Source organism: Streptoverticillium reticulum, assembly GCF_047456005.1.
Taxonomy (GTDB): domain Bacteria; phylum Actinomycetota; class Actinomycetes; order Streptomycetales; family Streptomycetaceae; genus Streptomyces; species Streptomyces reticulum.
Genome location: NZ_CP179755.1, coordinates 1,148,618 through 1,165,268 on the forward strand (window position 1 = coordinate 1,148,618; position 16,651 = coordinate 1,165,268).

A 16,651-nucleotide genomic window follows, 5' to 3' on the forward strand; every position below is an offset into this window, starting at 1 on the left:
GCTTGATCCGAGGTGAGCTCCGCGCAGGCGGAGGTGTCCCGATCAAGAACGCGGTCCTGCTGGGTGTGCACGAGTCCGCTCCGCGCAGGCGGAGCTGAACGCGAGCCCTTCCGCGGGAACGGTGCCCGGCCGCCTCTGCCCACGCTTTGCAATGTCCTGGAATTACAGCTGCCCGGCAGTGTCAATGTGCCGCTGCAACTCCTCAGCGATGGCCTCCGTCCCTCCAGCGGCAGGGATACGCCACACGGATTCGTCGCCGCGGTTCATCGCGAACTCGCTGGAGAAATGGACCAGCTCCGGCGAGGGAGCGAAGGAGTCGCGCAGCCAGGCAGCGAACACCGCAGCCTCTGACGCGGAGGCGTTCTCCACCATCACCGAGCCCATGCCATCGAACGGCGTCGTCGTCAGTCCTTCGATCCACACGCTTTCAGCGATTTCGACCTCGAAGGACAAGGTGTCCGACGGCCGTGGGCCAAGAGGGCCCTCGTGCTTCGTCCACGCCCCCGGGAACCCCTGCTCCAGAGCCTCGGCGAACCTGTCGAGGGACAGATTCCAGGCGGTAGCGTCGTCCACGGGCGGAGCGAAGACGAAGCGGGTCCTGATGGGATTGTCGTTGGTCATACTGCAGCAATTCCTCACGGTACGTACCGGGCTGTTCCTTTGACGCCAGTCATCAGCATCATGCTCTGCCAGTAGGCGGTGGCGGACTTGTCGTTTGTCACGATCTCCATGCCGCGGAGCTGGTTGTCCGGGTTCTCCATGGCCGCCTTGTAGCGCACCAGTTCCTTCTCGTCGCCCACGTACATGGCGTCCCGGAACGGGTCGAACTTCGGCTTGCCGCGCGCGTCCAGCTTCGGTGGCGTGCCCAGCGTCTTGTCGACCTTGTCAAGGTTGCGGAACGTGGTGGGCTTCTCGCAATCGGGCTTGTGAACGTACTTGGCCTCAACTGCGTAGCCATCGGCGGGCCGCAGACCGTCGGCCATCAAGCCCTTCCCGCTCCTGCCCGTGAACTCCGGTGGCAGCGGCAGCTCCCGCTCGGGATAGCCCGAAACACGCAGCTGGTAGGCGTTCTCCGGGCTGTTCTGGTCCCCACCGCCCGCGAAGCCGCCAGCGTTGAGCGAGTTCGTCCAGAGACGGAACTGCGCCTCCTCGGAAGAGCTGAGCAGCTGAGGGTTCGTTCGAGGGTCCGGCGGTATCGGGTCCCGGGAAGGTATCGCCGAGTTGTGCGGGCTGGCCATCGGCAACGCATACGAGGCCAGGACCAGAGGTAAGGGCGCTAGCGGGGCGAGCGGCAGCATCGGCGCGTGCCAGCCCCCGCCGGCGCCCGGCAGGGTGACGCGGGCTTGGGATGCGTCGACGGCATGTGCGACGTCGCCGAGCTGGTGAATGTACGGGTCGCCGGCCACGGCGAGGTGCAGGCCCCCGTCGTCGCCGTTCCCGCCGAGCATCGGGGAGTCGAGGAGGTTGTCGATGCGGAAGAAGTCGGCCTTGTGGTTGCTGATCTCTATCAGGGCGCGCTCGATGTGGTCCGCGTACTTGTCGCACGCCTTCGCGAGCTGGTTGCAGGCAGCTACGAGGTTTGCCACGAGCGGCTCGTCCTCCTGCGCCCGGCCCGGCGGGTCACCGAAGCCGATGGTGCGCTTGAAGTAGGCGTCGAAAGCCATGGCAGCCTCACCGGAGTGCGCGTCGTTCGCTGTCCGGGCGTAGGTCTGCGCGTCACCGAAGAATCGTTCCAGCAACCGGCCTGCATGGCGCCAAGATCTCGCAACCGCGCGGACTTTCTCCGGGCTGCCCCGGTACCGGCTGCCGCCACCCGGCGCGTACTGGTCGTACCACGCCGTGCCTCCAACAACCTCGGGCAGGTGCTGCCCCAGCCCCAGGAAGGCCTGGCCGCACTCCTCGCCGGGGTCACCCATGCCGTCGGTGAGGTCCACTTGATGGCCAGCGAAGGCCGCAGCAATCTTGCTTTCGACGACCATGAATTCGCGCGCCGTCTTCATGAGTGCCCTGCCCGTGCCGCCGAAGACGTAGGCGCTGAACCCGATCTGGTCCAGCGTGGTCGCGGCGGCCGGCTTGTAGACCTTCCGGAACGCGTGACCGGCATCGTCGTCACCAGCCATCCCCGACTGCTGGGACAGCTCCGCCCCCAGACCGATCGCCGTGTCCCGGGCCCCCGGCATGACGACGTCCACCATGCCCATGGACGCCTTGATCATCCCCGAGGCAACGAGGTGTAGCCGGTCCAACGTAAACCCCTCCCAGTCGGCACGTGATCTGTTCTATCTCAGACAGGACCGGGACTTCGGGGAGGGGCACACGATCAGACCTCAGGTGCGATGATGTTCAGGTCCCAGTACAGTCCGTTGCGCTCCATCCCCGGCTCAAGGCGTGTGACCGGGGCCGTCGTTGAGACGCTGACTGGCCGCAGCCTCAGCAGAGTTAGGGTCACGGTTCGCTTCCGGCCAGAACTGCAGCAGCCACCGCTCAACTCCGTAGGCGACGCCGACCTCCCGGGTCACCCGTGCCACCTCGGTCCGGTTGCCTGATGAGACGCGAACCCGCCACCGGCCTGCACTGCCCAATTTGATCGTTTCGTCCGCGCGTTCCATACTCCAGATCCCGAGTTCTCCACTCACGGTCTCAATCTGGCTTTCGGCCGTCTCATCCCAGCTCTGCCGGCTGTCGGGATCCGGCTCCGTGTTCCAGATCTGAACCACGGCGGAGGCTGTGTGAGTATGGCCGGCGCTACCGAAGTCCAAGCGCATGGGATATGGCTTCAGGAACGTACCAGATTCAGCACCATCCGGATATGGGGATGGAATCAGAGTGTCATGTGACTCCTGAACGCTGAATTGATAGTAGGTCACACGAACGTCGAAGTCTTGCTCACTCAGCAAGGTAGCCATGGCGCTCCTTCAACAGGCCGTAGTTCCATCCCAACACCCATGGGCAAGTGTGGGTGCCGCCCACGAGCGACACCCACACCTTCTACACGACAGCGCGCAGCACCGTCACAGCAACAGCAGTGTCATGAACGCTTTGCCATCAGCCCTGGGTCCATACCGCGCCAGGCTGTCCACTGTTGTCCCATTGTTGAACGCGTGCACCGTTCTCGGCGCTTGAGTTTTCCACTTCCAGTACCTTTCCGCTGTTCACGTTACGGATGATGCGATTGCCCGGGTTGCCCTGCATCTGCCACTTCTGTGTCGCGATGCCTACGCAGTCGTATTGCTGTGCAAGCGCCCCGTTGTCCGTGCGCGAGTTGACGATTTCGAGGCACTTGCCACTGTTCGCGTTCACGATGTTCACGTACTGGCCGTCGTCGGTGGGCTGCACCAACCAGTCCGCCCCAGGCTGGCCGTTGCAGTCCCACTGCTGCGCCCGAGCGCCGTTGTCCTCGCTGGAGTTCTCGATCTCCAGGCACTTCTTGCTGCTGTTGACCAACAGGCCGCCATGTTCAATGACTTCGCCGGTGACGTTGACGGTGAAGCCGTCATCAAGGCCCTCGATGATGCGATTGTTCATGTAAAAGGCCTTGAGTATGGTGCCAGCGTCCCGGTTCTGCGTTTTGGGCACTGGCAGGACCGAGAAGTTGCCCTTAGGGGCGTGGGCGTCGTACTCAGACTGCGCTGCACCCTCGTAGGTGGATGCGAAGGGGAACTCATCACAGTCCTTGGTGCCACCGTCTGTGTAGCCGTCACTCCAGTATCTCTTGCAGTTTTGGACCGCAAGGACTCGATTCCGGTCGTACTGCGGGTTATCGGTAAGGAGCCGATGCAGCGGCGAGCCAGGGACCTGACCCGGGATCTTTTTGCCTTCCGGAGTGGGCGGCACCGTGTGGTTCGGGTCAGTGAACGCCTTCTCGATGTGGAGCGCAACACCCTGTTCCGGAGCACCATCGGCCTTGCTGTACTTCAAGGGTGTCACAACACTGAACGCTGCTGATCCACGGTTGTCCGGGTTTCCCTGCCCGGTCGAGTTCCGGAGATACTTTGCCGCATCCCACCGGGGAGCCATCATGAACGGACTGCCCGACGAGCCCGTTCCCTGCCAGCCGGGAGGAACGTGAGACGTCACGACCGGCTGGTAGGCGGCGAAGACCGCGTCCGCAGCGCCAGACCCCGACCCATGGCCGGGAGCCACCCGCGCGGTGTGCTCAAAGTGTGCCGTGGGCCGTCGAGTCGACAACTCATCCCAGGTCAGAGTGAGCGGCAATGGGCCACCGCTCTGCACCTGCGCCTTCGCCGGCGACACCATCGGGAACTTCGGCTCGATGGTATAGGTGAGGGCCGCCGTCCCAGTCTTTCCGTCCTTGCGGAAATTGGTGATGTCGTAGTCGAAGTACATCGTGCGGTCCGACTCTTTCGGCACCGTTCCGCGTAGGAACAACGTGAGCGTGCTCATGCCGACGGGCGTCCCGTTCTGAATCCATACCTGGTCCGCCTGGAGCGAAGTACAGACCGCGAAGCGTGACTTGATGTACATGACGTCGCTCGGGCCCATGTGATCCTGGCACTCTTTCAAAGTCATGCTGCGTGCCGGTTCCGGATACGACACCCCAGCGGCCAGGGCTGGCTGTTGGCGGTCGCCTGCTCGTGGCGTGACAGCAGGCCTTGAGGTCTTCGGTGCCCACGAAGCGGCCGGCCCCACAGTCTCCAAGGGAACCTGGGTCTGGTCATCTTCTTGGGCCAGGCCAGCCGATCGGTGGGCGGCAAAGCGGCTTTGCAGCTGAGCGAGCGTCGGCGCGGCCGGGTTACCGCGCACAAAGTAGGTCTCGACAGACTGCTCGACTGCAGCATGAGCGACGGTCGGCATGACCAGCGGAACAAGCCCTGTGGTGGCCGCAGACGCGAGCAAGGCAATAATCCGACTTCGGATCTTGACTCTCGGACGCACGAGAGATCCCCCCTCCAGTGATCACCGGTAGGCGCTGCACCTACCAGCGGCACATCACAGTCGAAAAGGAGTGCGAACGCCCGCAAGATCGTCTTGCGTGTCTGAAAGGTGCGCACAATCGGCGCACAAGTGTCCTTTGAGCCCGTGCAAGGCCACCCCTCTACCGTGCATCCCACGGGCGACTCCGAAAGCGGCAAGACAGGCCCCCGAGCCCACCCTGAGCCGCGCAGGGTCACCAAATCCGCGATCACGACTGGCCGTGGATGACGCGCTCCTCCAGGATTCGTGGAGCCGCCAGGCCGACGACGTAGCGATCGAAGACATCGAGGCCGAAGTCGAGCGCGTAGCGGTCCACTGCCCGACCAACAGTTCGTCGGGGCCGCGAGCGTGGGCGAGGGGGTGGACGGTCTTACGAGCCAGGCCCAGCTACCGGGCAACGCTACGGAGCTCCTTTCCCCGGGCTACGAGATCGTGGACGGCCGCGTGCTGCCGACTGCCTGGAACGCTGAAGCGCCGAGCGTCGCCCGAAAGATCGACCAATCGATCTGAATCCGATCTGATAGGGCGATTGCTCCCATTGGGAACTCAAGCTAGCCAATCGCCCCACTGCCTTCCTCGGGCTGAGACAAACAATGGCCGAAAATGATAGCTGGAGAGATGCTGCCGCCTGAGCTGCGGTGCCATGAGCCTGGAGACGCTGATCCCCGAACATTTCATGCAGACGCGACGGCGTGAAGCTATCCAAGAGGGCGGCTATCGGCCCGCGTTCGAGTCTGCGAAGAGGGCGCTGCACCGTGAAATGGAGCCCGCTTCCTTGTTGCCTCCCATGCTCACCACCGCAACCTGCACCGTCGCTTTGGCAGGTGCCGTCGTCCCTGAGGTGAGGCGACGGTTTCCGGGGGCTCCCCTGGTGGGGCCTGGGTGTGGCCACGGTGTGGCCGGAAGGACCGGGAAGGCTTGGGAAAGGTAAGGAAGGCCGGCCGGAGTGAACCTCCTCTGACCTGCGTAAATGGGAGATTCTCGGAGTAGACCGGGAAAGGCCGGGAAGAACGGGGGCAAGTTGTCGTCCAACGACACCAAGTACGAGCGCGTGAGCTCCGCGCAGGCGGAGGTGACCCGCAGGGTCACCATGCCCCGCTGCTCTCGGCACCCGATCGAGGCCCGCACAGCCGAAAGGTCGGTGCCCTGGCCACTCTTGACCAGGGCACCGACCTGTACGTAAAGACGCTGACTACTGCGCAGCAGCCGCCTTCGGCGGCTCCGGCGTGGCGTGCGGGGTGCACGTCACGTCCTTGCCATCCGTCTTGCCCGTGAGCAGGTAGGCGTCGACGCGGTCGTTGATGCAGGGGTTGACCAGGCCCGTCACGCCGTGCGAACCCGCGCCCTGCTCCGTGATCAGCTCCGAGCCGCGGAAGCGCTTGTGGAGCTCGACCGCGCCGGCGTACGGCGTGGCGGCGTCACGGGTGGACTGGACGATGAGGGTCTTGGGCAGGCCCTTGTGCGTGCCGACCTCGACCGGGTTCTGCTGCGGGGTCTTCCACGTGGCGCAGGGCAGGTTCATCCAGGCGTTGGACCAGGTCATGAACGGAGCCTTGCGGTCGACGCGGGTGTTGTCCCGGTCCCACTTGGTCCAGCTGGTGGGCCACTTGGCGTCGGCGCACTCGACGGCCGTGTAGACGGCGTTGCTGTTCTCCGAGGCGATGTTGCCCGCGGTGTTGGCGAGGTCGGGACCGGCCGCCGCGACGAGGGCCTTCTCGTCACCCGCACGGTACTTCTGCCAGTTCTGGGCGACCGGGACCCACGAGGAGTCGTAGTACGCCGCGCTCTGGAAGTAGTTGATCAGCTCGGCCGGGCCGACGACCCCGCCGATGGGGTTCTTCTTGGCGGTGGCCCGCAGCTTCAGCCACTGCTGCTGGACCTTCTCCGCCGTGTCGCCGATGTGGAAGACGGAGTCGTGCTTGGCGACCCAGGTCTCCCAGTCCTTGAAGCGGCCCTCGAAGGCGACGTCCTGCTCCAGGTTGGCCTGGTACCAGATGTTGTCCTGCGCCGGGTTGACGACGCTGTCGACTATGAGGCGGCGGACGTGCGACGGGAAGAGGGTGCCGTAGACGGCGCCGATGTACGTGCCGTAGGAGACGCCCAGGTAGTTGAGCTTCTTCTCGCCGAGGGCGGCCCGGACGACGTCGATGTCGCGGACGGTGTTCGGCGTGGTGAGGTACGGCAGGAGGTCCCCGCTGCGCTCGTAGCAGCCGTCCGCGTACTCCTTGGCGAGCTTGCGCTGGGCGCGCTTGTCGGCCTCGCTGCCCGGCACCGGGTCGGGCTTGGGGGCCTTGACCCACTGCTGCGGGTCGACGCAGGAGATGGGGGCGGAGTGGCCCACACCGCGCGGGTCGAAGCCGACGAAGTCGTAGGCCTTGGCGGTCTTGGCCCACAGGGGGCTCTTGGCCGTGATGCGGCGCGGGAACTTCATGCCCGAGCCGCCGGGGCCGCCCGGGTTGTAGACGAGGGAGCCCTGGTGCTCGCTCGCGGTGCCGGTGGCACGGGCCCGGTCCACGGCAATCTTGATGGTGCGGCCGTTGGGCTTGGCGTAGTCGACGGGCACGGTGACGAAACCGCACTCGATGGGCTTCTCCAGGCCCCAGTCGGCAGGGCAGTCCTGCCACTTGATGCCGGCCTCGGCCGCGCGCTCGGCGGCGATCCGCGCGCCGCGGGCCTCGGCGGCCCCGCCCGGCACCCGGCTGTCGGCGCTGGCCGCGGGTGCGGCCAGGAAACCGGCGACGAGCGCGCCGGTCACCACGGTGCCGGCCGCACCGAATATCGCTTGACGTCTCACGTGGGACTCCCCCTGCTGGCTACGCCGCTCGGTCGACTGCGGCGTTGATCACGAAGGTCAGGGGGATCCTTTCGCTTCCCCTGCCACAAACGACAGGGTGTGCGAGCGTTCTTTACTAATCCGTAAAGATGACGTCGCAAGAGATGCCACATGAGGTGCTGTTCGCCGCGAATCCCTCAAATCGCCTGTAGTGCTCGATTGATGTCCGAGAGCAGCGAATCCAGGAGTTTTCGCAGGGTGAGGGCGTCGGGTGCGACTGCGGTGACGGCTGCTGCGGGGCCGGCGAGGGGAGTGAGTACCGCCGTCGTCCCGAGGGTGCGGGGCTGGGCGGGGTGGTGTTCGAAGGCGGGGTCGACGAGCAGGAGTTGGCCCACGGCCCGGTGCCCGCCCAGCACCGCGGCGCCGTCCCAGCCCGGCACGCCGGGTCCGTAGGCGAGCTCCTGGTCGAAGAGCGGCCGTCCGGCGCGGCGTACCGTCAGCCGGGAGACGAGCCTGCCCGGCGGCTCGCCCGTGCGGCCGAGGACCTGTTCCTCGCGCAGCACCAGGCGGGCGCCGGGGGCGAGTTCGACTCTCGTGGCCGTCCGCAGATCGCTGCCGCGCGCGGAGATCAGCGGTTCGGGGAGCCAGTGCAGGGCGGCGCCGTCGCCGACGCGGAGGGAGGTGTCGTACGTGGCCGGGGCGCCCGTGCGGCCCGGCAGGGCGATCGTCGCGGCCGTCGTGGAGAAGCGCAGCGCGGCCCCGTCCTCGACCTCCGCGGTCAGGGTCAGCCGGTCGCCGCCGAGCGGGGCGCTCATGGCACCGACGAGCGCCACCTGCGCCTGGGGCCCGCGCACGCCCGTGCGCCGCAGGGCGAACGGGCCCTGCCCGGCGAGGACCGGCAGGGCGGTGCCGCCGCGGCCGTCCGGTGCGGCGACGATCCGGGCCGCGGCCACGACGCCCGCGGTGAGCCCCGCCGTGAGCGTCGCGCTCACGCGGCCGTCCAGGCGGCGAGCCTGGCGCGCACCCAGTCCCGTACCGGAGCGATGCCGTCCTCCGTGGTGAGCGCGGTGAACGCGACGGGCAGGTGGCCGCGTTGGGCCTTGGCGTCGCGGGCCATGACCTCCAGGTCCGAGCCGACGTAGGGGGCGAGGTCGGTTTTGTTGATCACGAGCAGGTCGGCGGTGGTGACACCGGGACCGCCCTTGCGGGGGATGTCGTCGCCCCCGGCGACGTCGATGACGAAGATCTGCGCGTCGACGAGTCCCTTGGAGAAGGTGGCGGTGAGGTTGTCGCCGCCGGACTCGACCAGGACCAGGTCCAGGGGGCCGACGGTGTCCTCCAGTTCCTCGACGGCTTCGAGGTTGGCGGAGATGTCGTCGCGGATGGCGGTGTGCGGGCAGGCGCCGGTCTCGACGGCGGTGATGCGCTCGGGCGGCAACACGGCTTCGCGCAGCAGGAACTCGGCGTCCTCGCGCGTGTAGATGTCGTTGGTGACGACGGCTATGGACAACTCGTCGCGCAGGGCCCGGCACAGCGCGGCGACGGTCGCGGTCTTGCCGGAGCCGACGGGCCCGCCGAGCCCGATCCGCAGAGCGCGGCGCGTGCCGTCGGGGCGCAGCGGGGTCGCTGCGCTGTACGTGTGGCGGTGGGGGTAGGTGCCGTCTGAGTGGTCGAGGTGCACGTTTTTCTCCGAGGGGTGGTCTACGAGGCGAAGAGGCGTACGGGCCAGGCCGCGTGCTGTTCCGCGGTGATGTCGAGCAGCGGGGCGGAGCCCGCGGGGAGGACGTCGATGCCCTCGTACCCGGCCCGGACGGCGGCCTCGACGGCCCGGGTTGCGACCTCGTCGAGCTCGGGCGCGAGCCGGGCCAGGACGGCGGTGGCCTCGAAGGGGTCGAGGCCGAGCAGTCGTACGACCGCGGTGGCCGGGCCGTTCATCGCCTCGTACCCGGCGGCGTACGCCGCGTCCGACGGCCCGAGCCCGGCGGCGCGGGCGGCTGCGCCGAGCACGACGGGCTGGTGGACGCCGCGCGGCCGGGCCGCTGCGAGGGCGTCCAGGGCGTCGCAGGGCCAGGCGGCCCGGGCGGCCCGCATCATCTGGCGCCCCAGCCGGCGGGCTGCTGCGCGCAGGGCGGCCGAGGGGGTGCGGGCGTCGGCGGCTTCGTCGAGGGCGAGGGGGTCGAGGCCGGCGGCCGCGGCGGCGGCAAGCCCCGCGGCCGTGAGACCTGCGGTCCACAGGCGGCCGCGGCAGAAGGCCTCCAGTGACGGTGCGTCCGTCAACCGGCCTGCCTTGACGGCGGCTTCGGCTCCGCCGGAGTGGGCGTGGCCACCTGCCGGGAAGCGGCCGTCGGCCAGGATCAGTAGCGCAGCGCGGGCCGTCTGTGGCTGGTCGCGCAGTTCCCCGCGCCCCTGACGGGGCGCAACGTCCGACTCGTTCATCAGAACAGGAAGTACCTTTGCGCCATCGGCAGTTCCGCTGCCGGTTGCGGATCCACCGGATCCCCGTCGATCGTGACCGTGAACGTGTCCGGATCCACCTCCACCCGCGGCCGCGCATCGTTGTTGCGCATGTCCGCCTTCGTCAGGCCCCGCGTGCTCCGGATCGGCACGAACCGCTTCCCCAGTCCCAGTCGCTCCGGCAATCCGTCGTCCAGGGCCCACTGGGTGACGAAGTTCAGGGAGTTGGCGGCCGCGGCGCGGCCCATGGCGCCGAACATCGGGCGGGGCAGGATCGGCTGCGGTGTGGGGATGGAGGCGTTCGCGTCGCCCATCTGCGCGTACGCGATCTGGCCGCCCTTGACGACCAGCTGCGGGCGGACGCCGAAGAACGCCGGTTCCCACAGCACCAGATCGGCGAGCTTGCCCGCCTCCACGGAGCCGATCTCATGGTCGAGGCCCTGGGCCACCGCCGGGTTGATGGTGTATTTGGCGACATAGCGCCGCGCACGCAGATTGTCCGCCGGGCCGTCCCCCGGCAGCGCCCCGCGCCGCCGCTTCATCACGTGGGCGGTCTGCCACGTGCGCAGCACGACCTCGCCGATGCGGCCCATGGCCTGGGAGTCGGAGGAGATGATCGAGATGGCGCCGAGGTCGTGCAGCACGTCCTCGGCGGCGATCGTGCCGGGGCGGATGCGGGACTCGGCGAAGGCGAGGTCCTCCGGCACGGCGGGGTTGAGGTGGTGGCAGACCATCAGCATGTCGAGGTGCTCCTCGACGGTGTTGACGGTGTGCGGCCGGGTGGGGTTGGTGGAGCTGGGCAGGACGTTGGCCTCGGAGACGACCGTGATGATGTCGGGCGCGTGCCCGCCGCCCGCACCCTCGGTGTGGTACGCGTGGATGGAGCGGCCCGCGATGGCGGCGAGGGTGTCGCCGACGAAGCCGGCCTCGTTGAGCGTGTCGGTGTGGATGGCGAGCTGGGCGCCGCTCTCCTCGCACACGTGCAGGCAGGCGTCGATGACGGCCGGGGTGGCCCCCCAGTCCTCGTGGATCTTGAATCCGACGGCGCCGCCGCGCAGTTGGGCGCGCATCGCGTCGTAGGAGACGGTGTTGCCCTTGCCGAGCAGGCCGATGTTGACGGGGTAGGCCTCCAGCGCATCGAACATCCGGGCAAGGTGCCAGGAGCCGGGGGTGACGGTGGTGGCCTTGCTGCCCTCGGCCGGGCCGGTGCCGCCGCCGACGAGGGTGGTGACGCCGGAGGCGAGCGCTTCCTCGGCGGCCTGCGGGCAGATGAAGTGGACGTGGGCGTCGACGGCTCCGGCCGTCAGGATCCTGCCGTTGCCGGCGATGATCTCGGTCTCGGGGCCGATGACGAGGTCGGGGTGGACGCCGTCCATGGTGTCGGGGTTGCCGGCCTTGCCGATGCCGGTGATCCGCCCGTCGCGGATGCCGACGTCGGCCTTGACGATGCCCCAGTGGTCGAGGACGACCGCGCCCGTGATCACGGTGTCGGGGGCGCCCTCGGCGCGGGTGGTGCGGGACTGGCCCATGGACTCGCGGACGACCTTGCCGCCGCCGAAGACCGTCTCGTCCCCGGCGTGGCCGGGACCGCCGGAGCGGTCCTCCTCGATCTCGACGAACAGGTCGGTGTCGGCGAGCCGGATCCGGTCGCCGGTGGTGGGCCCGTAGAGCGCGGCGTAGGCGGAGCGCGGGAGCTCCGGCAGGGCGGGGTCGGACAGTTCAGTCATCGAGTGGTCCCCCGCACTCGCCGCGCAGGCCGGCCACGATGCGCTTGCCGCCGATGGGGACGAGGCCGACCTCGACGGGGATGCCGGGCTCGAAGCGCACGGCCGTGCCGGCGGCGATGTCCAGCCGCTTGCCGCGGGCGGCGGCACGGTCGAACGCCAGGCCCGGGTTGGCCTCGGCGAAGTGGTAGTGGGAGCCGACCTGGACGGGCCGGTCGGCGGTGTTGAGCACGGTCAGCCGGGTGCGGTGCAGGCCCTCGTTGAGCCGCACCGGGCCTTCGGCGTAGAGGATTTCTCCGGGTATCACGGCACGTCCCCCACTCACGCGATGGGCTCGTGGACGGTGACGAGCTTCGTCCCGTCCGGGAAGGTGGCCTCGACCTGGACGTCGGGGATCATCTCGGGTATGCCGTCCATGACCTCGTCGCGGGTGACCACCTTGCGCCCGGAGGACATGAGTTCGGCGACCGTGCGCCCGTCGCGGGCGCCTTCGAGGATGTGGGCCGTGATGAGCGCCACTGCCTCGGGGTGGTTCAGGAGCACCCCGCGTGCCCTGCGTTTCTCGGCGACGTCCGCGGCCACGTGGAGGAGCAGGCGTTCCTGCTCGTGCGGGCTCAGTTGCATGTATCCACCTCAACACAGCGGTGACCTGGGGCCCTTCCCCGGGGAACCGGGAATTGCAGATTAGGGCGCAAGCTTTTCCACTGCGTTAACTGGCGCTTTGCCAGGTCGTGGACGAGGCTCCCGGAGGTCAGCTCCGGGGGCCGCCGCGGCCCGGGTCGCGGTGCTCGGCGGCGATGCCGAAGCGGCCTCGTTCGCCCGTGGCGGACGGCAGCGGCCGGACGGTGGAGACGGTGCTGATCACCTGCTCCTCGGCGGCGGCCCCGGCGGCGTCCTCCGCGGGGCGCTCGCTCTCCTCGAGCCGTTCCAGGTCGGCGGCGGACACCAGGGCGACGAGCGGCTTCCCGTGGCGCGTGACGACCACCCGCTCCCCGCCGTAGACGACGCGGTTGATCAGCTCCGCCAGCTCGGCTCGGGCTTGCGTCACAGGAATCTCGTAGGCCATGGCCCTAGCCTAGGCAATGTCCACCTGGTCCGCCGTGGTCCGTGGCGACAGCGGATATCCAGGTCAGAGGCTCTCTCGCGCTCCCGTGCGCTCTCGTGTGTGAGAGATGTGTGAGACGGGTGGGACGGCTCTACCAGCCCCGCACGGAGCTCCGGCCAGATAGTTGCCTGCCCGTCGACGCACCGGGGGCTGAGCGGATCTCCGCCAGCCCCACATCGCCGAGCAGGTGGCAGCTGCGGGGGCGCCGTAAGCCCGTGGGATGCTGGTGCGAGGTCGTCGCCGCGACCAACGACGTGCCGCTCACCCGGCCCGGCATCATCCGGCAGCTCGGCGTCGACGGGGTCTCAGTGTCCCTCGACAGCACGGACGCGGCCATCTGCGGCCGTCCCGGTCGGCCACCGCGAGGTCCTGGACGGCAGCTGCGCCCTGCTGAGCAAGCGGGGCTCCGGCCCGGACCCGCGGTCGAAGACCAACAGCGCAAATGGGAAACCGCTTCAGCACAGAGCCGAAGTCTCATACTCGCCCAGTTTGCGCAAACGCTGACGCAAACTCTCTCAGTGGGAGCAGAGGCAGCGCCTGTGGGCCCGTACGGTAGCCCGCCGTGCTGCCGCCGGTCGCCCTAGGCTGAGGCCGGGAGGTGTGTGGTGACGGTCATGGAGAACCGGCCGCAGATGCTGGCCGAGGAGTTCGAGCGCATCGCTGCCGCCGCTGAGCGTGAAGGCGTCCGGATGGAATTCATCCACGGAAAGCTGGGGGTCAAAGCGGTGCCGGACGGCGACCACGACGAGATCATCCGGTGGCTCATGGAACGCTGTATGCAGCACCGCCCCGACCTGTGGCTTTACCCCGAACGCGGCCTGAAGATCGAGACCTGCTGCAAGGGCCACGCCAAGCTCGACGGGACCCTCGCGGTGAAGGGCTCCTTCGCGGGCCAAGGCAAGTGGGCCGACCCCGACCAGGTGCTGATGGTCGTCGAGGTCACGTCGTACGACACCGACACCGACAAACGCGACCGGGAGGAGAAGCCCGGCGCGTACGCGCAGACGGGCGTCCCGATCTACCTCCTCACCGACCGGGAGGCCTGCGAAACCCTTGTCTACAGCGAACCGGACGGCCACGCGTACGCACAACTCACCCGACGCCCCTTCGGCAAGACCATCACACTGCCCGCACCCGTCGGGTTCTCCCTGGACACCGAAGCGTTGAAGGACTGGGTGCGCTGACACGCCAGCGTCCAGCACCTCACCCGCCACGTGAACAGGGCGGACGGCGTCGGAGCCCAACCCGCGGAAGTCAGTTCACGAGGGCCGTGTGAACGCTTACCGAAGGGCTCGAAACTCCCTCGACGATGCTGTCGTCGCTTGGGTGCAGGCGGCATGACAGGCTGGGGCGGCGCCTCACGAGGCGTCGATGGGCTGGGGCCGTCCCGGTCACGGCGATCCTGGTGCACGGGTCGAAGGCGGCACCGCTGCTCGCCGGCCACGGCGGTAGAGAGCCCGCCGACCTGTCCGCACCCGAGGATCTGGCGTTACAGGGGCGCGCACCGGCCTCCACGGCGGTCTGCCGCCAGGTGTCGCGTTCGGCGCGGCGCCACAGGCCATGGTCCAGAACGACGTCGTTGCCCGCCTCGATCTCCTTGGCGACCCGTTGCCGATTGCCTCCACCACGGGCCGCTCCCGCTCGAAGTACGTGTTCTCCGGGTAGTCCACGCCGTACCGCCCGTGGATGCGGAATACCTCCTCGTCCACGGACAGCCGGGTGAAGCCGCGGCCGACCAGAGCCTGGGCGACGATAGTGTTCTCGGAGCCGGTCAGACCGGCCAGGAAAACGGCGAGTGGCACGTGATCTTCCTTTCCGCGGCGCGCGTGCTCGGTGTCGCCAGTGGTTGCCGGTGTGAGCGTACGGCCGCCAGGCTGTGAAAATGCCGCGGACTTCCTCGGCCCAGCCCGACGGCAGGTGGTCGAGGCTCACCCGTCGGAACGCAAAGCGGGTATCGCTGGCGTTGATCACGCCGGCGTGCTCGGCGATGTGCTCCAGCAGGCGGTTCGCTTCCTCGCGGACGGCGGGCGTGCGCTCCTGCCAGGTCCCGGAGGTGATGTGCTGGACGCGTCGTCGCAAATCGTCCAGGACGCCCGAGCGCCCCTTGAAATGGTGAACCGCGGAGAGGCAGTCCGTGTCCGGGCGGTTTCCCGGGGCCCGGTGGTTTCCCGAAGCCACCACCACGGCGCTGCGCTGCGACGGCGGCCCGGTCACCGAGCCGACCACCGAGCAGATCACCGTCACCCTCGACGGCCGCCGCATCAGCACTGGGCAGACGAAGACGGGGCGTTCTACTGGCGGAGGGGGCTTATTCCGTCCGTGCGCTATTCCGGAGGCGTCGAGCAGGGCATTCCGCCCGAGCGGGCGGCCGCGGTGGCGACCAAGCCGGAGCTGGCCCGGCGCATGCTTCAGCGGGCCTTCGCGCCGGCGAGCCACCGGTAGAAGCCCGAGCGCGAGACCTCAAGGACCCGGCATATCCGCTGCACGCCGAAGTCGGCGCGATGGTCGGAGATGAAGCCCCAGCGGCGGGTCATGCCCTCATCTCCTTCGCGAAATACTGGGCTGCCCGGCGCAGGATCTCCCGCTCGAGTTCCCACTCCTTCTCGGCCTTGCGCAGTCGGCCGTTCTCCGCCCGCAGCCGCGCCAGTTCTTCGTCCCGGCTCTCTGCTACCGCCTCTGCGGTGTGGCTGCTCGCGCGGCCATCGTGCTCGTCGGCCTGGCGCACCCAACTGCGCAGCATCTCGCCGGTCACCCCGACATCCGCCGCCACCGCGGCATACGTGCGCTTCCCTCCCACGGCCCGGTACAGCGCCACCGCGTCATTCCTGAACTCCGCCGGATACGGAGACCTTCGTCCCGCCAGGATGCCCTTCCTCGGATCCACAAGATCCATTGTCAGAGTGTCCACACCGCCGGGGTCGCCTCAGTGAGCTTCTTTCATCCTGAATAGCTGCAGGTCAGCAGGGTGTGGACGGCCTGGACGATGCGGCTGATGCGGTTGGTGGAGCATCGGGTCCGGCGGAGGATGCGCCAGGACTTCAGCCGGGCGAAGGCACGTTCGCCCGGCGCCCGGAGTCGCGCGTGGACCCGGTTGAACCGCTGGTAGTGGTCGGGGACAACTCGCCTGCACAGTCGTGTAATTGCCTCGCGCACGTGTACGGCAACGCGGCCGATCATCCCGAACGGATGCGCCGGTATCCGTCGGACATGACGGACGCGGAGTGGGCGGCCATCCGACCGTTGCTGCCGGTGCCGGCCTGGCTTCAGGGGCGGGGCGGACAGCCCGAGGGCTATTGCCACCGCCAGCTGCTGGACGCGATCCGCTACCTGGTCGCGGGCGGGATCGCCTGGCAGGCGATGCCTGCGGACTTCCCTGATTGGGGCCGGGTCTACGCCTTCTTCCGCCGCTGGCGCGAGCACGGGCTGATCGCCGAATTCCACGACCGGCTGCGCGGACGGGTCCGTGAGCGCGAAGGCCGTGAGGCAGAGCCCACGGCGGGGATCATTGACGCGCAGTCGGTGCGGGCCGCCGCGACGGTGCCGGCCTCCTCACGGGGCTACGACGGCGGGAAGAAGGTGCCCGGGCGTAAGCGGCACATCGTGACCGACGGCCTCGGCCTGCTCCTGGTCGTCATCGCGTCCAACTTCGGCGGAGACATG

16 protein-coding genes, 2 pseudogenes and 1 CRISPR repeat array (1 of these 19 only partly in view) are annotated in these 16,651 nt (G+C 68.4%); of the genes and pseudogenes, 3 read left to right on the forward strand and 15 right to left on the reverse strand.

What is annotated here, in order from left to right; all coding sequences use genetic code 11:
• A CRISPR array of direct repeats spans nucleotides 1-97; the repeat unit is 24 nt; unit sequence GTGAGCTCCGCGCAGGCGGAGGTG (it extends 232 nt beyond the left edge of the window).
• Between the two features lie 65 nt (nucleotides 98-162).
• From ACMATS_RS05180 to ACMATS_RS05235, 12 genes are all read right to left on the reverse strand, one after another.
• Nucleotides 163-621, reverse strand: coding sequence for a hypothetical protein (locus tag ACMATS_RS05180; protein WP_414167046.1), 459 nt, complete (start codon nucleotides 619-621; stop codon nucleotides 163-165).
• A gap of 14 nt (nucleotides 622-635) precedes the next feature.
• The gene (locus tag ACMATS_RS05185) at nucleotides 636-2,246 is read right to left on the reverse strand and encodes a restriction endonuclease fold toxin-2 domain-containing protein (protein WP_414167047.1); all 1,611 of its coding nucleotides are present in this window, start codon (nucleotides 2,244-2,246) and stop codon (nucleotides 636-638) included.
• A 135-nt stretch (nucleotides 2,247-2,381) separates the two neighbouring features.
• Nucleotides 2,382-2,906 (reverse strand): hypothetical protein, encoded by a 525-nt coding sequence (locus tag ACMATS_RS05190; protein WP_414167048.1) that lies wholly within the window; start codon nucleotides 2,904-2,906, stop codon nucleotides 2,382-2,384.
• A gap of 139 nt (nucleotides 2,907-3,045) precedes the next feature.
• Entirely contained in the window at nucleotides 3,046-4,896 is a 1,851-nt protein-coding gene (locus ACMATS_RS05195) for an RICIN domain-containing protein (RefSeq protein ID WP_414167049.1), read from the reverse strand.
• Between the two features lie 1,231 nt (nucleotides 4,897-6,127).
• The gene (locus ACMATS_RS05200; protein ID WP_390778614.1) at nucleotides 6,128-7,729 is read right to left on the reverse strand and encodes an alpha/beta hydrolase; all 1,602 of its coding nucleotides are present in this window, start codon (nucleotides 7,727-7,729) and stop codon (nucleotides 6,128-6,130) included.
• Nucleotides 7,730-7,905: 176 nt separating this feature from the next.
• Nucleotides 7,906-8,700, reverse strand: a complete 795-nt coding sequence (locus ACMATS_RS05205) for an urease accessory protein UreD (RefSeq protein WP_414167050.1) — start codon at nucleotides 8,698-8,700, stop codon at nucleotides 7,906-7,908.
• A complete protein-coding gene (gene ureG, locus ACMATS_RS05210) occupies nucleotides 8,697-9,389 on the reverse strand; it encodes an urease accessory protein UreG (protein WP_390778612.1) in 693 nt (230 codons plus the stop codon). Before ureG ends, ACMATS_RS05205 begins: the two co-directional genes overlap by 4 nt.
• A gap of 20 nt (nucleotides 9,390-9,409) precedes the next feature.
• Nucleotides 9,410-10,144: an urease accessory protein UreF gene (locus tag ACMATS_RS05215; RefSeq protein ID WP_414167051.1), complete on the reverse strand. Its 735-nt coding sequence runs from the start codon at nucleotides 10,142-10,144 to the stop codon at nucleotides 9,410-9,412.
• On the reverse strand, nucleotides 10,144-11,865 hold the full coding sequence (locus ACMATS_RS05220) for an urease subunit alpha (protein ID WP_414170659.1): 1,722 nt from the start codon (nucleotides 11,863-11,865) through the stop codon (nucleotides 10,144-10,146). The genes ACMATS_RS05215 and ACMATS_RS05220 overlap by 1 nt, the downstream gene beginning before the upstream one ends.
• A gap of 16 nt (nucleotides 11,866-11,881) precedes the next feature.
• Complete coding sequence (locus tag ACMATS_RS05225) at nucleotides 11,882-12,193, reverse strand: urease subunit beta (RefSeq protein ID WP_414167052.1); 312 nt, start codon at nucleotides 12,191-12,193, stop codon at nucleotides 11,882-11,884.
• 14 nt (nucleotides 12,194-12,207) lie between these two features.
• Nucleotides 12,208-12,510, reverse strand: coding sequence for an urease subunit gamma (locus ACMATS_RS05230; protein WP_414167053.1), 303 nt, complete (start codon nucleotides 12,508-12,510; stop codon nucleotides 12,208-12,210).
• A 127-nt stretch (nucleotides 12,511-12,637) separates the two neighbouring features.
• A complete protein-coding gene (locus ACMATS_RS05235; protein ID WP_390778608.1) occupies nucleotides 12,638-12,952 on the reverse strand; it encodes a type II toxin-antitoxin system Phd/YefM family antitoxin in 315 nt (104 codons plus the stop codon).
• Between the two features lie 644 nt (nucleotides 12,953-13,596).
• Between ACMATS_RS05235 and ACMATS_RS05240 the strand changes: the two genes are divergently transcribed.
• Both ACMATS_RS05240 and ACMATS_RS05245 read left to right on the forward strand, forming a co-directional pair.
• Nucleotides 13,597-14,175 (forward strand): Uma2 family endonuclease, encoded by a 579-nt coding sequence (locus ACMATS_RS05240; protein WP_414167054.1) that lies wholly within the window; start codon nucleotides 13,597-13,599, stop codon nucleotides 14,173-14,175.
• Nucleotides 14,176-14,673: 498 nt separating this feature from the next.
• Nucleotides 14,674-14,871 (forward strand): hypothetical protein, encoded by a 198-nt coding sequence (locus tag ACMATS_RS05245; RefSeq protein WP_414167055.1) that lies wholly within the window; start codon nucleotides 14,674-14,676, stop codon nucleotides 14,869-14,871.
• Between the two features lie 528 nt (nucleotides 14,872-15,399).
• Here ACMATS_RS05245 and ACMATS_RS05250 read toward each other — a convergent pair.
• From ACMATS_RS05250 to ACMATS_RS05260, 3 genes and pseudogenes are all read right to left on the reverse strand, one after another.
• Nucleotides 15,400-15,525, reverse strand: a complete 126-nt coding sequence (locus ACMATS_RS05250) for a hypothetical protein (protein WP_414167056.1) — start codon at nucleotides 15,523-15,525, stop codon at nucleotides 15,400-15,402.
• Nucleotides 15,522-15,884, reverse strand: coding sequence for a transposase (locus tag ACMATS_RS05255; RefSeq protein ID WP_414167057.1), 363 nt, complete (start codon nucleotides 15,882-15,884; stop codon nucleotides 15,522-15,524). Before ACMATS_RS05255 ends, ACMATS_RS05250 begins: the two co-directional genes overlap by 4 nt.
• Nucleotides 15,885-15,928: 44 nt before the next feature.
• Nucleotides 15,929-16,114: pseudogene (locus ACMATS_RS05260) on the reverse strand (transposase family protein); the annotation flags it as partial.
• Nucleotides 16,115-16,144: 30 nt separating this feature from the next.
• On the opposite strand from ACMATS_RS05260, the pseudogene ACMATS_RS05265 reads away from it, so the two are divergent.
• Nucleotides 16,145-16,627: pseudogene (locus tag ACMATS_RS05265) on the forward strand (transposase); the annotation flags it as partial.
• Nucleotides 16,628-16,651 lie beyond the last annotated feature (24 nt).

Coding starts and splice junctions, on each gene's coding strand:
- ACMATS_RS05180 (WP_414167046.1), bottom strand. CDS start 621: ATGACCAACGACAATCCCATCAGGACCCGCTTCGTCTTCGCTCCGCCC.
- ACMATS_RS05190 (WP_414167048.1), bottom strand. CDS start 2,906: ATGGCTACCTTGCTGAGTGAGCAAGACTTCGACGTTCGTGTGACCTAC.
- ACMATS_RS05215 (WP_414167051.1), bottom strand. CDS start 10,144: ATGAACGAGTCGGACGTTGCGCCCCGTCAGGGGCGCGGGGAACTGCGC.
- ACMATS_RS05230 (WP_414167053.1), bottom strand. CDS start 12,510: ATGCAACTGAGCCCGCACGAGCAGGAACGCCTGCTCCTCCACGTGGCC.
- ACMATS_RS05235 (WP_390778608.1), bottom strand. CDS start 12,952: ATGGCCTACGAGATTCCTGTGACGCAAGCCCGAGCCGAGCTGGCGGAG.
- ACMATS_RS05250 (WP_414167056.1), bottom strand. CDS start 15,525: ATGACCCGCCGCTGGGGCTTCATCTCCGACCATCGCGCCGACTTCGGC.
- ACMATS_RS05255 (WP_414167057.1), bottom strand. CDS start 15,884: ATGGATCTTGTGGATCCGAGGAAGGGCATCCTGGCGGGACGAAGGTCT.